At 41.4% G+C, this 17401-nt stretch carries 15 protein-coding genes; 4 read left to right on the top strand and 11 right to left on the bottom strand.

What is annotated here, in order from left to right; translation table 11 throughout:
- Window positions 1-2: 2 nt before the first annotated feature.
- Both proC and F3J02_RS16905 read left to right on the top strand, forming a co-directional pair.
- Window positions 3-842 (top strand): pyrroline-5-carboxylate reductase, encoded by an 840-nt coding sequence (proC, locus tag F3J02_RS16910; RefSeq protein WP_004804503.1) that lies wholly within the window; start codon window positions 3-5, stop codon window positions 840-842.
- 16 nt (window positions 843-858) lie between these two features.
- Window positions 859-1428: a YggT family protein gene (locus F3J02_RS16905; protein ID WP_005184711.1), complete on the top strand. Its 570-nt coding sequence runs from the start codon at window positions 859-861 to the stop codon at window positions 1426-1428.
- Window positions 1429-1471: 43 nt separating this feature from the next.
- Here the strand turns inward: F3J02_RS16905 and F3J02_RS16900 are convergent, their stop codons facing one another.
- Both F3J02_RS16900 and polA read right to left on the bottom strand, forming a co-directional pair.
- The gene (locus F3J02_RS16900; RefSeq protein WP_167251151.1) at window positions 1472-2602 is read right to left on the bottom strand and encodes an acyltransferase family protein; all 1131 of its coding nucleotides are present in this window, start codon (window positions 2600-2602) and stop codon (window positions 1472-1474) included.
- A 127-nt stretch (window positions 2603-2729) separates the two neighbouring features.
- The gene (gene polA, locus F3J02_RS16895; protein WP_167251149.1) at window positions 2730-5495 is read right to left on the bottom strand and encodes a DNA polymerase I; all 2766 of its coding nucleotides are present in this window, start codon (window positions 5493-5495) and stop codon (window positions 2730-2732) included.
- A gap of 188 nt (window positions 5496-5683) precedes the next feature.
- Between polA and F3J02_RS16890 the strand changes: the two genes are divergently transcribed.
- Window positions 5684-8539: a DUF2339 domain-containing protein gene (locus F3J02_RS16890; protein WP_167251147.1), complete on the top strand. Its 2856-nt coding sequence runs from the start codon at window positions 5684-5686 to the stop codon at window positions 8537-8539.
- Here the strand turns inward: F3J02_RS16890 and F3J02_RS16885 are convergent.
- Both F3J02_RS16885 and F3J02_RS16880 read right to left on the bottom strand, forming a co-directional pair.
- Window positions 8536-9453 carry a mechanosensitive ion channel family protein gene (locus tag F3J02_RS16885; protein WP_167251145.1) on the bottom strand — a complete coding sequence of 306 codons (918 nt, stop codon included), beginning with the start codon at window positions 9451-9453 and terminating at the stop codon, window positions 8536-8538. The genes F3J02_RS16890 and F3J02_RS16885 overlap by 4 nt on opposite strands.
- A 9-nt stretch (window positions 9454-9462) precedes the next feature.
- A complete protein-coding gene (locus F3J02_RS16880) occupies window positions 9463-10284 on the bottom strand; it encodes a hypothetical protein (protein ID WP_167251143.1) in 822 nt (273 codons plus the stop codon).
- 93 nt (window positions 10285-10377) lie between these two features.
- On the opposite strand from F3J02_RS16880, the gene gspE reads away from it, so the two are divergent.
- Window positions 10378-11868 (top strand): type II secretion system ATPase GspE, encoded by a 1491-nt coding sequence (gspE, locus tag F3J02_RS16875; RefSeq protein WP_167251141.1) that lies wholly within the window; start codon window positions 10378-10380, stop codon window positions 11866-11868.
- A gap of 59 nt (window positions 11869-11927) precedes the next feature.
- On the opposite strand, the gene F3J02_RS16870 is transcribed toward gspE, so the two are convergent.
- From F3J02_RS16870 to F3J02_RS16840, 7 genes are all read right to left on the bottom strand, one after another.
- Complete coding sequence (locus F3J02_RS16870; protein WP_005146490.1) at window positions 11928-12362, bottom strand: organic hydroperoxide resistance protein; 435 nt, start codon at window positions 12360-12362, stop codon at window positions 11928-11930.
- Between the two features lie 87 nt (window positions 12363-12449).
- Window positions 12450-12887 carry a MarR family winged helix-turn-helix transcriptional regulator gene (locus F3J02_RS16865; protein ID WP_167251139.1) on the bottom strand — a complete coding sequence of 146 codons (438 nt, stop codon included), beginning with the start codon at window positions 12885-12887 and terminating at the stop codon, window positions 12450-12452.
- A 141-nt stretch (window positions 12888-13028) separates the two neighbouring features.
- Window positions 13029-13391, bottom strand: a complete 363-nt coding sequence (locus F3J02_RS16860) for a DUF4951 domain-containing protein (RefSeq protein ID WP_167251137.1) — start codon at window positions 13389-13391, stop codon at window positions 13029-13031.
- Between the two features lie 212 nt (window positions 13392-13603).
- Entirely contained in the window at window positions 13604-14428 is an 825-nt protein-coding gene (locus F3J02_RS16855) for a carbon-nitrogen hydrolase family protein (protein WP_167251135.1), read from the bottom strand.
- A gap of 28 nt (window positions 14429-14456) precedes the next feature.
- Window positions 14457-14978: an anti-anti-sigma factor GigB gene (gene gigB / locus F3J02_RS16850; RefSeq protein ID WP_167251133.1), complete on the bottom strand. Its 522-nt coding sequence runs from the start codon at window positions 14976-14978 to the stop codon at window positions 14457-14459.
- Between the two features lie 102 nt (window positions 14979-15080).
- Window positions 15081-16049, bottom strand: coding sequence for an RsbU family protein phosphatase GigA (gene gigA, locus F3J02_RS16845; RefSeq protein ID WP_005184685.1), 969 nt, complete (start codon window positions 16047-16049; stop codon window positions 15081-15083).
- A 137-nt stretch (window positions 16050-16186) separates the two neighbouring features.
- Entirely contained in the window at window positions 16187-17074 is an 888-nt protein-coding gene (locus F3J02_RS16840) for a VacJ family lipoprotein (protein WP_167251131.1), read from the bottom strand.
- Between the last annotated feature and the right edge of the window lie 327 nt (window positions 17075-17401).

Raw genomic sequence — 17401 nt, 5'->3', positions numbered from 1 at the left:
ACATGGCGACAACATTGAACCAAAATATTTGTTTTATTGGCGGCGGTAACATGGCACAAGCCTTGATTGGCGGGCTGCTATCTCGTGGTTTACCCACAACCCGTATTACGGTTTCTGATCCTGTAGAACAAATTCGTCACATCTTAGAAGAAAAAAATATTCAAACCACAACTGACAATGTAGACGCAATTAAAAATGCGGACGTTGTGGTATTGGCGGTCAAACCCCAAGTTTTGGCAACGGTATTACAACCATTAAAAGGTTTATTGTCAGATAAACTCGTGATCTCAATTATTGCGGGTGCTGAAATTCAAACGATTTCAGATTTAATTGGTGGTAGTCAACGTATTGTCCGTGTCATGCCGAATACACCAGCGTTAGTCCAAACAGGTGCACATGGTATTTATGCATCTGAAGCGGTGAATGCGCAAGATCGTGAGTTAACCAGTCAAATTTTAGCAGCGACAGGTTTAACTATTTGGGTGGAAAGTGAAGCTCAAATTGATGCAGTAACAGCAGTTTCTGGTTCTGGCCCAGCATACTTCTTCTATTTGATGGAAAGTATGATTCGTGCTGGCAAAAACTTGGGGCTCGATGAAAAAGTGGCGACGGCGTTGACCTTGCAAACAGCGTTAGGGGCGGCACAAATGGCGATTACCAGCTCAAATTCTCCAGCAGAATTACGTAAAAATGTGACCTCTCCAAATGGCACAACACAAGCAGCTTTAGAGGTGTTTGATCGTGCGCAGATTTCACAAAATATTCAAGCAGCGCTTGCAGCAGCTCAGAAGCGTAGCCAAGAGCTAGCGCAAGAGTTGAGTGACAAGACTAAATCGGTTTAAGTAGGATAAGACAATTATGGGTGCAAGTTCTGCGCTAATTTTTGGTGTTTTGATCAATGTTGCAATTTTATTGGTCTTTTTCCGTTTTTTAATGCAATTGGCAGCAGTCAGTCCATACAATCCAGTGGTGCTTTCAACCGTGAAAGCTACCAAGATTGTGGATGTGTTTAGCCGCATTTTTCCGACGATAGGTAAAGGCCGTGTCAATTTAGCGGCAGTTGCTTTGTTGGTGGTGCTGTATCTCCTGAAAATGTTTGGTCTGATGTATTTGTCTGGACAGATGCCGCATAGTGCGGTGTATCTGGTGATCACGACATTTGTGACCATGATTCAAGATTTGATTCGCTTCTGTCGTTACTTGATTTTTGCAACGATTATTTTAAGTTGGGTGGTGATGTTTACACAGTCGCGTTCACCTTATATTGAAGTGATTCAAGAGTTGGCTGAACCATTGCTTGCACCATTCCGTCGCTTATTGCCGAACATGGGGATGATTGACTTGTCTCCAATTTTGGCGTTCTTGGCTTTGTACGTGGCTGAAATTTTGATGAATGAAGCAGCTAAAGTCCTGTTAACAGGTCTCTAAGCAAATCTGATTCAATAAAAAAATGGGCGTAATGCCCATTTTTTTATTTCTTGATCAAACGTTGCCGTATTGCTCGATTTAACGGATTCGAAAAATAGTGCGCAATGAAAGCACCCAGTACAATTGCAAGGACGAAATAAATCAATAATAAGACCAGTTTAATGTTGCCCTCAGTAAGGGCTGGCGTATAAAACAGTTTAAAGAAACCTAAAATAATCAGATGGAATAAATAAATTTCATAACTGTTCTTACCAATCTCTTGTAACCACTTAAAACGCTGTGTTTGCATGGTGGTGCGTTCATTTGCCACATTTGCAACAATCACGATCGCTGTCGCAAGTGCAAATAGACTGATGCCCCAAATACAGTTTTGTTTAATCGGTGCAGAAAAATAAATGATCAACATTGTCGCAATGGCAATATATTTCAACCCCAACCAGGTTTGGGCTTGCAGCTTAACTTGCGGTGCAATCAGTGCTGCAATACAGCCAAAGGCAATCCCATCAAAACTAGAGAAGTAATGATAGAGGTACGCACCACTTTCTTCACCAGAATGTAAATATCTAAAATACGGTGCAAATAGAATCAGCGCGAAACAGACAAATAGAAAGTAGGGCTTCTTGTTAAATAGCAGTGCTGTCAGTGGGAAAAGTAAATAAAACACTTCTTCCACAGATAAAGACCATAACACGCCAAGCGCGTAGTTGACCCAACCATTTTCAATAATCAGGATGTTCATCCAAAAGGTCAACGCTGCTAGGTTAACTGTTGACTGAGCGACGACAATGCCATTGGGTGCCTGAGTCATAAAAGGTTTAAGCTCAAATGCAGCTAAGAGATTGACCAGACAGATCAGCAGAATCAAGGTCGGCATGATGCGAGCGAATCGTGAAATATAAAAGTCGCGTGTATTGATCTGATGTAACGCACCCCAGCGTTTGATGGTGTGTGAGGTGATGAGATAGCCCGAGATTACAAAGAACATGGTGACACCATAGTTACCATTTCGGGCTAAAAGCGCGGTGATGTTTTCACCAAAAACCTGAAAATTGATCGAGGTGTCAAAGAGCTTATATGGGATATTAAAGTGGTGCAGTAACACCAAAAAGATTGAAATAAAACGGAGTGTATCAATGGAACGGTGACGGTTAAATTGGACTTGATTAAAGGACATTTTGCATTCCTTTCTCCTATACGAATTAATTTTTATCAGATATTCTTTATTTTCAGTTTTCTTGTAGCGCAGGGGAATTTATCCCCTGTCTGCAAGAAACATTTTTGTTTTCTAGTGTGTGGATGGCTTAGTGGGCAGCATCCCAGTTCTGACCTTGTCCAACTTCAACCACAAACGGTACTGAAATTTCCAATACCGATTGCATGACTTCAGCAATTTGTTTTGAAAGTTCATCTGCAATCGCAGCATCCGCTTCAAACACAAGTTCATCGTGCACTTGTAATAACAGCTTGGCTTGATCTTTCGGCAACATTTTATCGACTGCAATCATTGCAAGTTTAATAATATCTGCCGCACTGCCTTGTAAAGGTGCATTGATTGCCGCGCGTTCAGCTGCTTGTTTGATCATTTTATTGCTTGCCATAATGTCTGGTGTATATAGACGACGGCCTAAAATGGTTTCAACAAAACCTTGCTCACGCGCAATTTGACGAGTACGTTCCATATAATCCAATACGCCCGGATAACGCTGGAAGTAACGTGCGATATAGCTACGTGACTCTTCACGGCTAAAGCCAAGTTGACGTGTTAAACCAAATTCAGACATACCATAGAGCAGACCAAAGTTAACCGCTTTGGCTTGACGACGTTGGTCATTGGTCACATCTTCAATGGCAATGCCAAGCACTTCAGATGCTGTGCGACGGTGTACATCCTGACCTTGTTGGAAGGCATGAACTAATGCATCATCTTGAGAGAAATGTGCCATCAAACGCAGTTCGATTTGAGAATAATCGGCAGCGAGTAACACACGATCCTCAGGTGCAATAAAGGCTTTACGGATTTGACGCCCAATCGGAGTACGGATTGGAATGTTTTGCAGGTTTGGATCGGTTGAAGACAAGCGACCTGTTGCAGTTAAGGCTTGATGATAGCTGGTATGTACACGATGTGTTGTGTCATGCGATTGTTCAATCAGGCGATCGGTGTAGGTATTTTTGAGTTTTGCCAAGCCACGATGTTCCAAAATGACTTCAGCCAATGGATGTTCGATTTTCTCTAAAATACTTTCACTGGTACTGTATTGACCTGTTGCAGTTTTCTTACCACCTTTGAGTCCTAGCTTTTCAAACAGCACTTCACCGACTTGCTTTGGTGAGGCAACATTAAAAGCTTCACCCGCCAGTTCCGCTGCCTGCGCTTCAAGCGTTTGGATGGTTTCTGAAAACTCGACACTAAGTTGATCGAGGAATTGATGGTCCAGCTTAATACCATCTTCTTCCATGCCTGTGAGCACGCGAGCAACAGGCATTTCAATATTATGTAGAATATTGACCAGTTCTGGATGGGCTTTCAGTTTCGCTGCGAGTACTTCATACAAACGATAAGTGACATGCGCATCTTCGGCGGCGTAATGGGCTGCAACTTCAAGTTCGATTTGATTAAAGGTTTTTTGCTTTGCACCTTTACCTGCGATTTGCTCAAACGTCGTGGTCAAATGACTAAGATAAAGACGTGCAACATCATCCATGCCATGTCGCGTAGCAGCGGCATTCAATACATATGAAGCCAGCATGGTATCGAAATACCAACCTTGAATGGTAATACCGTGATTGGCAAAGATATGCGCATCGTATTTGAGATGATGACCAATTTTCTTCACTTGTTCATTTTCAAGAATCGGTTTGATCTGAGCGAGAAGCTGTTTACGATCCAGTTGCTCAGGTGCACCTTCATAATCATGTGCAACAGGAACGTAATAGGCATCTTTGGCATCAAATGCGACCGAGAAACCGACCAGTTCCGCTACACGATAATCGAGGTTGGTGGTTTCTGTATCAATCGCAAAATGATCGGCTTGCTGCATACGCTGCAATAAGGCATCCCAATCTTGTTGGCTCAAGATCGTATGATAAGTCGCATTACCGAGTTGATCATCTTGGCTTGAAAGATTGGCATGATCTTCAGCAACCACGGGTTCTGCTTTTTGTTCAGCTTTGGCAATACTTTGCGAGGTCTGTTGATAAGCCGGACTATTGGGATTGTTCGGGTGATCCAAAGACTGTAACTGATTACGAAACTCTAATTCAGTATAGAGCTCACGTAACTGATCCACATTAGGATTGGCGAGTTTAAGGTCATGCCAATCTAAAGCAAGATCTAGATCACAGACAATACTGGCAAGTTGATGGTCAACTTTGATGTTATCTACATTATCTTTAATATTCTGGCTGAGTTTGCCTTTAAGCTGATCAGCATTGGCAATAATATTGTTTAATGTGCCGTATTCATTCAGTAGCTTCGCCGCGGTTTTTGCGCCAACACCCGGAACGCCCATGATGCCGTCAGACGCATCGCCCATCAGGGTGAGGTAATCAATGATTTGATTTGGGTGTACGCCGAACTTTTCAAAAACACCCGCTTCATCTAAAACACGTTCTTTAAAACTGTCTTCCAGTTTGACATGTTCATTGACCAACTGCGCCATGTCTTTGTCGCCCGTCGAGATGAGGACATGATGACCTTCTGCCAAGGCACGCTTGGTTAAGGTACCAATAATGTCATCCGCTTCTGCACCTGCGAGAAAATATAAAGGAATCCCTTGTGCTTTGATCAACGCATGTAAATAAGGAATCTGTTGAGATAACTCCTCAGGCATGCTTGGGCGATCGCCTTTGTAGATTGGCGATAATTTATGACGGAAGGTTGGTTCTGGCGTATCAAAAATCACAGCCATATGGGTAGGCTGAGTGCGACGCATCAGTTTTTGGATCGCTGAAATTGCACCACGTATTGCATTGGTATGTAAGCCAGTAGACGTGGTTAATGGTGGTAAAGCGTGGAAAGCACGAAATAAGAAATAAGACCCGTCTACCAAGACAAAAGGTGGCATTGCGCAAATCCTAATTATAAATTAATAGGTATTTTACGTGAAAAAGCCGTGGCTGTCTTATCTGAACGTGGAAGAGTACGGCTAGCTGTGTCGTTGAAAATTTGCAGTATTTTGTATGTAACAATACCTGCTTATCTAGTGATCAAGTAAGATGGCTACAATGAAGCTATCATAATTGATATAAGTCTATGTATAAAAAAGACAAACAGGGACTCATCGTTGTTTTAATTTCCTTAGCTGTGTTGCTTGCGGCTGCAATTGCCTTTAAGTGGCAAGGGACGATTGTCTCCGCTGCAATTGGCCTGACTGTTGTAATTGTGCACATTCTGTCTGAAATTCATCAGCGTTTGCTTCAACTCGAACAAGCAGTGCCGAGCAATTCTGTATTAGGGGCTGGTATTGGCGTACAAAAAATTGTGATATATGGCGCGGCACTTGTCGCACTATTTGCCTATGCCAATACATGGATGTGGTTGGCGGGTGGTGCTTTATTGGTATTGTTGTTGTGTTTGATCCAAACCATCAGTTCTTTTCAAACGCGATTGCTGCATTTAGAGCAGGTTACAACACAATCACTCAATCCAGATATTTCAATTCAGCCACAACAACAGTCTGCTGATTTTGGTCAAGCGATTGAATTAGCACCAATGACAGCTTCACACTCTCCAATTGCGGAACAACAACAACCAGCATGGATGCAAGCTCGACCTGAATCAGTTCAAAGTCCAATACTTCAGAACTCTACCTCTGCTGCTCATCCTTCTGAGTCTAAACAAGCTGCTTGGTGGCAGCCAGCATTGGACTGGATGATACATGGCAATCCAATTCTCCGTGTTGCTGTGACCATATTAATGGTTGGGGTAATCTTATTATTACGTTTTGCCAGTGAGCATTGGCAACTCAGCTTAGGTGTGAAACTGGGTTTTATTGCGGTTGCGGGTGTAGCCACAACTGTTGCAGGATATTTACTACAAAAGAAAAATCAATTATTTGCGGTGGCTCTACAAGGTGTCGGCCTGGCAGTTGTATTCTTGACCTTAATTTTTTCACATCATTTTGCGGTGATTGCCAGCTTAAGCATCGCCAGTATTCTGTTTGTCATTTTATTATTGGCAACGGTTTATCTAAGCTTAAAACAACACGCTTTGTATTTAGCCATGTTGGCATTGACCATGGCCTATCTAGCTCCGTTGGTCATTCCACAAAATCATCCTGATGTGATTTTCTTGTTTAGTTATTATTTTGTCATAAACTTAGCCGTGGCAGCGTTGAACTTTATTCAACCCTGGAAAATCCTGCATCAAATTGCGTTTTTTGCCACCATGTTCATTGGTGGTTCTACCATTGGAATTTATGCAAAAACAGCGCAGTTTGATACCTTGGATATGATCCTGTGGTTGCATATCGCTTTATTCATTTGGCTCAGTATCCGTTATAGCCAATTGATGTTACGTGCTCAAAATGAGCAGCAACAAACAGCCCAGACATCTGAGCGTTTACAACCTATTTTAGATGTTGGTCTGATTTTTAGTGTCCCTGTACTGGGCTTTTCGCTACATGCCTATTTAATGCATAACTCGACCTCAGCACTTACTTGGGGAGCAGTTGCACTCGCGATTGTCTATATCAGTTTAAATATCTGGATTAAACGCCAGCATCCACAATTATCAATTTTGGCAAAAAGTTTCTTTATTCTTGCCGTGGTGTTCGTTGCCTTGATTTTCCCACTGGCCAAAGGTGCACATTGGACTTCAACAGGCTGGGTGATTCAGGGAACTGCACTGATTGTCTGGGGCGTGACCGAGCGATATCGTTTAAGCCGTTATGTTGGTGTGGCACTGGTGTTATTAAGCTCAATAGCATTACTGTTTCAAGTTTGGTCAAACGATCATTTTCCAATTTTAAGTACAGCGATTTTTGCGCTTGCTCAATTTATTTCGGCCTTTTATTTACTCAGCTATCAGCAAGTGGAAAAATATTTTAGCGCCAAAATGTTGAGTGGCGTTTTTCTTACCTTGGGAATGTATGCTGGTGCAATCGCTTGGGTTGAGTTTAGGCATTGGCAAGGGCATGGTTTGAGCCCTTATCTAATGGTTGCAAGTGGATTACTTGCAGTTTTTAGTCTCATTGTAAAACGTTATGCAAAAACTTCGTGGGATGCTTTGCAGTTATTATTTGTTGGTGCACTGGTTGCGTTGGCTTATGTTGAAAGTTTCGCTGTAAATATTTATCAGCAATTACATTGGCCAACAGGTTTACAGCAAGCAAAGTTTTCTGTGGCAACGATTATTTTGGCTTCTATTGTTATTAATGTTGATCAGCGTAGATTTGGGATTTGGGCAACAATTTTTTGGCTCAATTTAGCGATTATAGGTTTGGCTTTTTTCCCAATTATGCCATTGATTGGATTTGCCATAATTCCAGTAGTTTTTGCAATATTTTTACTAGCGACCAAAAATACTCAGCTGTTACATCAGCCTCCTGTTTGGTGTCTTAGTTTGTTGTGGCTCGTCTTGGTCAGTCTAGATCTACATTCAGCTGAGCAATATTATTACTTACCTTTACTTAATTTCACTGACTTACTGTCTTTATTGGTGTTTGCAGGCCTGATCTGGATTATTTATCATCATGACTTTAGTGCAGAGCGTTCGATTGAGTGGGGTTTTAAAGTGACCACCATTTTGATTGGCCTATTGGTATTGAGTAGTGTGGTAGTACGTGCCATGCATCACTATTTGGGTACACCATTCTGGAGCGCAGCAATTTGGTCGAATGGTGATGTACAACTCAGCTTGACGCTGTTGTGGGTGATCCTTGCTTTTATTCTGATGACATTTTCCAGCCGACGTCATATTCGACAAATCTGGTTTGTCGGTGCAGCTTTGTTAGCAATTGTCGTAGCGAAATTATTGTTATTGGATCTATCGCAAAGTGGCACTTTAACCCGTGTGATTTCATTTATCGGTTCAGGTGCCATTATGTTGGTGATCGCTTATCTAGCACCGTTACCGCCTACGCTTGATGAGACTCGGAAAGAGAGTTAACTCTCTTTCTGTTCTTTTTTGAGTTCTTTCTGATTGGCATATTGATCGACTTCATCATTTTCTAAGGGGAGAGGTCGATCGATCAGTCCCATTTTCGGTACAGGAATTTCAATCTCGTTTTCTAAAAAGCCGTTACGAATGCGTTCCTGCATTTCATCGCGCACTTTGAGTGAATTTTCTTGGCGGCACCACACCGCAAATAACAGCTCAATTGAAGATTCTCTAAAGGCAGTCACCGTAACAGTCGCTTTGGGATCATCCATAACCAATGGGTATTTAGCAGCAACCTCTAATAGAACGTGTCGAACTTTAATAATGTCTTCGTGGAAGTTAATCGCCAAGGTGATTGGAATACGCCGTATCGGATACTTGGATAAGTTCATCACGGGTGTTCGTATCAGCTGTTCATTTGGTAAACGAATATATACATTGTCCAATGTGAGCAGTTTTACTGAAAGTAAGTCAATTGAAATCACTTCACCTTCGATGGTTTGTCCGCGAATTAAAGTAATTTGAATGGTATCACCGACTTCAAAAGACCCTTCACCAATCAAAAACAAGCCACTAATCAAGTTACTGGCAGAGGTTTGAGAGGCGAAACCCAGCGCGACAGTTAATATCCCTGCCGCACCTAAAAATACGCTGAGTTTAAAACCTGCCTCTCTTAAGCTGGTCATAATGAACAACAGGAAGATGAAATAAAAAATACCTCGACGCCACAGTAAGCGTTGATGGGCATTAAAGCGACTACCAATGGTGCGGATAAAGGTATTTGAGACTAAACGTGCAATCACAAAGCCGATAAAGCACAGAATAATAGCGACTACGATTTCGCTAAGCCGCTCAAAGTTAATGTTGGTGAAAAAACTGGTGAGACTGCCAGCCAGATCTTTTGGAATATTTGAGTTTGGCATCGCGACCCCTTAAAAAAATGAATCAAACATATTAAATAAAGTACTGCCTGGTGCACGAGGGGGATGCACATAGGTGACTTCACCCGCTTGAGTTGGGGTCTTATTTTCAATACGAATACGTGCTGGATGATCAGTACCTTCATAATAGACTTTGATTTGAGAAGTCCATAAGCGTCCTGTACTTTCGCTATAAAATAATGGCAGTGCAGGAACTGGTACATTCATGCGATCAAAACGCAATTGATGATGGCTGGTGTTGTGAAACTCAATCGGGGTCACCGCACGGAAAGCACGCGGTTTGAGTAGATTCAAATCGATACGACCATCGACAGAGGTTGCGTAGCAAATCTCACCATTTTGTGGGTCTTTACCAAACCAAGTATCTTTCGGTTGAATCACGGGAATATCAAATAGCGGTTCAGAAAGACCGTCAACCAAACCCGCAATCCACAAGGGGGTACTGATATATAAGGTTCCACGCTGGCCCGCAGGAATATAAATCGGGTCAACAGGTCGAATCACCACGGAACGATCAGCCAAGCGTGGCATCAGATGAAAGCTGCTATTGGTCTTGTGGAACATATAGCGTTCGATTTTAGCAGGAGGCGGCATGGCAAATTCGATATCATTTAATATTCGCCACTGCTGCTCGTAGTCATACTGAAATTGAGGACGATGATATTCCAAACGCCATTCTTTGATGCCGCGAGTCAGACGAAAGAGCAATGAACCGAATTGCCAAGCTTTGGCCTGTTGAATTTCGAATTGTTGTTCGCCCCACCATTTCAAAGTATCGGAATGGGGAGCTTGATATTGATTATTTTGAGACAAGATGCAAAATTCCTTTGTGAGTATGCTAAACAGACTTCACGCTGTAATCTGCTTAGAGTACACTCAATACTTTCTCTTATCATTATTTGTGTGATGCAAATACTTAAACAAATACAAATTCCTTATAGTTTTGCTAAACGACATGGCGTTTTGTTACGTTATGAAGGCGATCAAGTTTTTATTGTACGACGCAAGGACACCGCGCGTATTGCTTTGCAGGAAGCTCGTCGAATTTTGGGGAAATCTGCTCACGATCAATTGTGTACCGATCAAGAATTTCATGCCTTACTCAGTTCGAGCTATGCAGGGGATACAGGTGAGTCACAACAAGTTGCGGCAGGCTTGGAAGATCATCCCGACTTATTGAGTTTAGCGGATCAAGTGCCTGAAGCTGAAGACTTAATGGATCAAGAAGATGATGCGCCGATTGTTCGTCTAATCAATGCTCTATTGTCAGAAGCAATTCGTGTGAGTGCCTCAGATATTCATATTGAAGCGTTTGAGAAAAAGCTTTCAGTACGTTTGCGTGTCGATGGTCAGCTGCGTGAAATTGTCCAGCCACGTCGTGAATTGGCGCCATTATTGGTGTCGCGTATCAAAGTCATGGCGAAACTGGATATTGCGGAAAAGCGTGTTCCTCAGGATGGCCGTATCTCATTGCGTCTTGCTGGACGTGAAGTGGATGTCCGTGTTTCGACATTGCCGTCTTCGCATGGCGAACGTGTAGTAATGCGTTTGCTGGACAAGCAAGCGGGGCGTTTGAACATGACGCATTTAGGCTTGATGCAAAATGATTATGATCGTTTAACGCAACTGGTTCATCGACCTCATGGCATTATTTTGGTGACAGGCCCAACTGGTTCGGGTAAGACCACAACCTTATATGCTGCTTTATCTGATCTGAATGACAATACCCGCAATATTTTGACCGCTGAAGATCCAATCGAATATCAATTGGAGGGTATTGGACAAACTCAGGTCAATACCAAAGTAGATATGACCTTTGCGCGTGCACTCAAGGCGATGTTACGTCAAGATCCTGATGTGGTGATGGTCGGAGAGATTCGTGACTTGGAAACTGCGGAAATTGCCGTACAGGCTTCTTTAACGGGTCACTTGGTACTATCCACACTGCATACCAATACCGCGATTGGTGCGGTGACGCGATTAAAAGATATGGGCATCGAACCTTTCTTATTGGCGAGTTCCTTGATTGGTGTGATTGCACAGCGTTTGGTTCGAACTCTATGTCCACATTGTGTGACATGGCGAAAAGCAGATGACTTTGAACGCCAAGTATTTCAGCATCTCAAGGTTGATGAGCATATGGAATTGCCTGAACCGCATGGCTGTGAAAAATGTTCACATGTTGGCTTTAGTGGACGTACGGCAATTTATGAAATTGTGCCAGTCGATGAATCTATGCGCCGTTTGATTCATGGTAATGCTGCTGAGTATGAGCTGGAAAATCATGCCCGTCGTCATGCAGCTTCAATCCGTGATGATGGTTTGTTAAAAGTATTAGCTGGAAAAACCACATTGGAAGAGGTGTTGCGTGTGACCAATGAAGCTGCGGAAGAGTAAGCTTTTCATTTAAAAAAAACAGCATGGTTAAACCATGCTGTTTTTTTTGAGTATTAGAATTATGCTGTCGTCACGATATTGAACGTAACGTCGATGTTGTTACGCGTTGCATTTGAATAAGGGCAAACAATATGTGCAGCAGCAACCAATTGCTCTGCTTCAGCTTGTTCCATTCCAACTAAATAAACATTCAGTGTTACTTCGATACCAAAGCCATTCGGAATAGGACCAATGCCCACTTCACCTTCAACATAGGCATCTTTGGTAATCTTGAATTTATCACGGTTTGCAACGAACTTCATTGCACCTAAGAAACATGCAGAATAACCAGCAGCAAACAGTTGCTCTGGATTAGTGACTGCACCACCAGCACCGCCCATTTCTTTAGGCACGCCTAATTGCACATCTAAAACACCGTCAGATGAGGTTGCACGCCCATCACGACCACCTGTTGCTTTTGCTTTTGCACGATAAACGACTTGTTCTAGAGACATGATTATTGTTCCTAAATAATATTGAATACAATTAAATCGTACACGATATAAATAAAAAAACAAGTTACTGTTGTGTAAATTTTAAACTTATTTGTTTAGGTTGGCACGAAGTTCAGAAAGTTGATCTTTTAATGTCAATAATGCTGTTGATGAGCAGGATGCAGCCTGAGCCAATTGATTTGGAATATCAATCGCTTGCAATTGTAAAGCTTGGCCTTGTGTGGTCAGGGTAATAATCACTTGTCGTTCATCTTTATTTGAACGTTGACGAGTAATTAAGCCAGCTGCTTCAAGTTTTTTAAGTAATGGCGTGAGTGTAGATGATTCTAGAAATAACCGTTCACCAATATCTGAAACCGTGAGCTGATCTTTTTCCCATAACACTAACATCACCAGATATTGTGGATAGGTTAAACCAAGTGGAGTGAGTAATTGGCGATAAACTTGATTCAAAGCAAGATTGGTCGAATAAATCAGAAAACATAACTGATTATCTAATAACAGTTGTGGATGTTCTTCGCCCATGCAGTTCTCAAATAATAATTGAATAGTATGAGTATATCGTGGTCTGTTTAATTGATTAAGTAATTTACTGACCAATTCTAATGAAGAAGTCCAAGCTGAAACTGGACTTATACTTTTGAAGAGCAGGTCTTGAACTCCAGTTTACCAAAGTTCAGCAATTTTCTTCATCAAACGTGCTCGGTAGCGCGCGGTTGGATTACTCAGATTATTTTGAGCTTCGAGTTCAAAATGTTGTTGCCACGCTTTGACCATTTCTAAGGTGGTACCTTTTTGTTTGATGACCACAACGTCCTCGCGTTGGATATTATCTAATCTTTGTCTTGCACCTTCAGCACCTGTTCCCCAGCCAATAATCCATTGCCCAAAAGCATTCAGCGATAAATTTTGTGGCGTGGATAGAACACGAGATGATTGAGTTGATTCATCACTATCTACATCCACAGATGTCGCGTGAAGTTGTACAGCTGTCCCCAAAACAAAGAAAATCAGAATAAATCTAAACATGAATAAAGCTTAATAAGAATTAACGGATAATGTTACATCATTCATAGTCTAAAATCGTTTGAGCTTGTTCGACTATGATCAATAATATGTATTAAATCATGATTCTATGTACTGAACATTTATAAAAGCTGACCATTGCAGTCAGATTGACCTTGTGTGTCTATATTTTGTACATTAGTGTGTTTAAATTAGTGTAAAGATGGAGAAGGGGGTTAGTAGGTAATAATTTTACGATGCTGCATTAACGGCATTGCAAGACGAAGCTTATTTTGCGCCTCAAGCTCAAATTCACTGCTAATTAAACCATATCCATCTGTATCGATACTTTGCAGCAGTTGTCCACGACTATTAGCTATGCCAGCATGTCCCCAAGTTTGACGCTGTTCGCCGTGCCAACCTTGCTGCGCAGCACCTAAGACATAACACTGGCTGTCCATGGCCCGTGCTTGTAGCAATAACTGCCAGTGGAGCTGACCTGTGGTGTAAGTAAAAGCCGCAGGAGCAGTAAGGATATCTGCACCTTGTTGACGTAAGCTCAGGGCAAGTTCAGGGAAGCGTAAGTCATAGCAAACCATGAGGCCGATATTGCCAAAAGGTGTTTTGGCCACGGTCACTTGATCACCTGGTTCAAAGAATTTTGATTCTTGATAACCCCCTACAGCATCACCGACTTGTACATCAAACAAGTGGATTTTGTCGTAGCGTGCTTCAGTTCTTTCTGGACTAATGCAAAGACTTACCGTTCGCACACGACCATCAGAAATGATTGAACCATCTGGACGGAAAGGGCATGGGAGTGTACCTGCAACAATCCAGATTTGGTAACGATGTGCCAATTGTTCTAAACGTGCTTGAATCGTTTCGAATTTTGCAGCAGTTTCGCGTTGTTTCCCTGCTGCAAAGCAAACAAAATTCTCAGGAAAAACGATTAAATCAGCACCCTGAGCCTTACTCTGTTGCATTAATAACTCAATGACATCGAAGTTTGCTTCGATATCATTTTGAGAATTCATTTGCGCAACAGAAAGTAAGGTCATAAGGAGATCACGATACTGAGTTCAAAGATCAAGCGTTTTGTTTTTGTGAATCAAGGTTCATGCAATCTTGTTCTTTTTGCAATTGCTTCACCAGCGGTTCAAACATATTCTGGTTGTTTTCATTTAAACGCATTAGCGTTTTGTGTGCGTCGAGCACTGTGTTAAGCATAGCACTGTGTGTGACATGTTCATCTGTAAGCTCTAATGTGCATACATTTGGGTCACCGCAGTAATTTAAAATCACAAAAACTTGCCCTAGCCCCATACTGTTGGCCAAGGTAGTAATATCTGGATTTGTCGAGAGCATAACTGCTTGTATGTGATGAACTTGCTTAAGCTTTAAACCTAATTTTGCCAGTATGCCTAAAACAGTACTGTCGATAAATGTGGTTTCAGTTAAATCAACAATTGCGCCAACAACATTTTGCTGTTGTTCAATTCTGTTGAGTAGTTTGTCTAGACTTATACAAGAGTGAGCACGCACTTCGCCAATAAGCTTGAAAATATGCGTTCCGTTCAAACTTGCATATTCAACATGACCTGTTGACATATAAATGCCATTTTCAGAGAAAGGATATCAAATTATCCCATAGTGATATTAGAGACACAAGTGGTAGAGAAGTGTGATTTAATTAAAATATTGATTTTAAAACTAATTCATTCGACATATGCTCAAAATTGCAATGTCATCTGCTACGTGTTCAGGGGCTTTGAATGAGTCATTTTTAAGGTGTTCGACCAATTGATTAAACTGATCATTCAGACCACCATCGAAGGGCTCTAGGGCACCATCAGAACATAAAATGAACCGGGCATGACGACTTAATTTACAGTGGTGCTCTTCGACTTCAAGTTCTTCAGTTAGGCCGAGTGGAAAACTACTCGTCGTTAAAATTTGAGGTGGTTGATTCGGTTCAAAAATAATGGGGGGAGGGTAATGTCCTGCACTTGACCAACGCACTTCATGAGTGACTAAATTTAAGATCCCAGCAACCATGGTAATGTGTTTTTCAATATTCTCTTGCACCAACATTGCATTCAATTTTTGAATCAATTGACTTGGTGTTTTGGAACGGCCATGAAAGGCTGCCATCCATGAGGTTAATAAACTGCTGGTGACACCATGTCCTGAAACATCAGCTAGATAGAACAATACTTCTTCATCATTTAAACGCCAGTAATCATACCAGTCGCCAGATAAATAGGCAGATGGCTGAAAAAGGGATTCAAATTGATAGTTCGGTAACTCGATTGGATTTGGTAAAAGACGCTTTTGTAACTCGGCAGCAGAGGGTAGATCTCGGCTATCTTGATTACGTTTGTATTGAGCATCTATTTTAAACAAAGAATGAATTGGATTTTTTGGCAGACTATCCCAAATCCAACCTGCTAATGCACCTTGTTCCCATGCTTGCGCTAACGCTGTACCCTCATGTTCAAATGCAAGCACAATTGTTGGAAGTTTCCACTGATACTTTAAAAAGTCCTGTACATCGGCAATCGCAATGATGGTTTGATCATACAAATCCAAATCGTCAATTTGAATGATCTGCAAACTTGGTAACTCAGTTAAAGCTTGATCTAAACAAGGTACGGAACGCGTGGGTTGTATGAAATACATAGATGAATAGCCAATCCTTTGTATGGTCATTTAAAATTCATCACAGATGAAAGATGACCTTATACATAGTATTGCCAGAGTTTAAATTCTCTGGCAATACATTAATTTGTAAAACATTATTTTAGATTTTAGTTTAATCATTTATCGTCAGAAGACGCATCATCAACATCATCTGCATCGCCAATGAAGGATATGTCATTTGAATCACCGCGTTTTTCTGCAATTTGGAAAGATTTACGCTGTAAATAAAAATCACGAATCATTGCGTATTTGTCGCCTTTTAAGCTTTCTTCAATATCAAGAATCTGAGAGCGTGCATCAATGGCTTGCAATACATTAGTAGACCAGTAAATACCATCTTGATCATCTAATAAGTATTTTTGTGGGCGACCGAAACTATCTGCGGCTAAACCAAAACCATCACGGAAAGTACTCGGGCCAAAGAAAGGCAGCATCACATAAGGACCAGATGGAACACCATAATAACCTAATGTTACACCGAAGCTTTCTTCTTCAGTGTTTAAACCTAAACGACGTGCGGGATCAGCAAAACCTAAAGTTGTTAATGTATTTACAGTAAAACGACCTAAACTTTTTGCGGCGCGAGTAGGTCGACCTTGAATTAACTGGTTTACTGCATTCCATGGCTCACCTAAGTTTTTACGAAACTGGCGATATGGGCTACGTACAGGTTCAGGAACTTTAGCAACATATTGAATCGCAACTGGCTTTAATAAGTTACGATCTAACATATCATTGAATGCATAGATTTGACGGTTCAATGGTTGCAGAGGATCTTTAACAGAATCGGGTTGTGCTGCATTGGCGTTAACTTTTAGGTCATTCTTAGTGAGATGCTTTAAATCTTTAATGGCTTGAATGGTTGACGTCTTTTGTTCTGTAGTGACTTGGGTTCCTACAGCATTTGTTTGATTGGCTGAGTCGCTAGGAGTCTCTTGTGCGAATACTGATGAACATGCTCCAGCAGTTAACAACCCAAGCAAGATAAAATTTGAGTAATGCATATAAGTCCTTAATCGCTGTTAGAGCGAAATAATACAGCCATTAAAATGAGTGCGTCACTGAACGCAAAGCATAAAGATGAGCATATAGTTTAGTTGTTCTTCTATTATTAAAACAAATTCGGTCGAAAAATATAAGGAAAATTGTGAATTTGGTTTAAAAATGTTCACTTGAATAAAAAGATTGAAAAATGGGGTTGTGTCTGCCCTGAAATGCTGTAGAATGCACATCCATCGGCGGTGATGCAGATAAAAACTTGTTGAGAAACAAGGATTTGGCTAGAAAGGTTGGATTCTTGGTTTGATTGATAAGTTTGCTAAATATCTAAA

It is taken from the genome of Acinetobacter sp. Tr-809 (assembly GCF_011753255.1).
Taxonomy (GTDB): Bacteria; Pseudomonadota; Gammaproteobacteria; order Pseudomonadales; family Moraxellaceae; genus Acinetobacter.
This window is presented reverse-complemented; position numbering and strand designations above follow the sequence as displayed.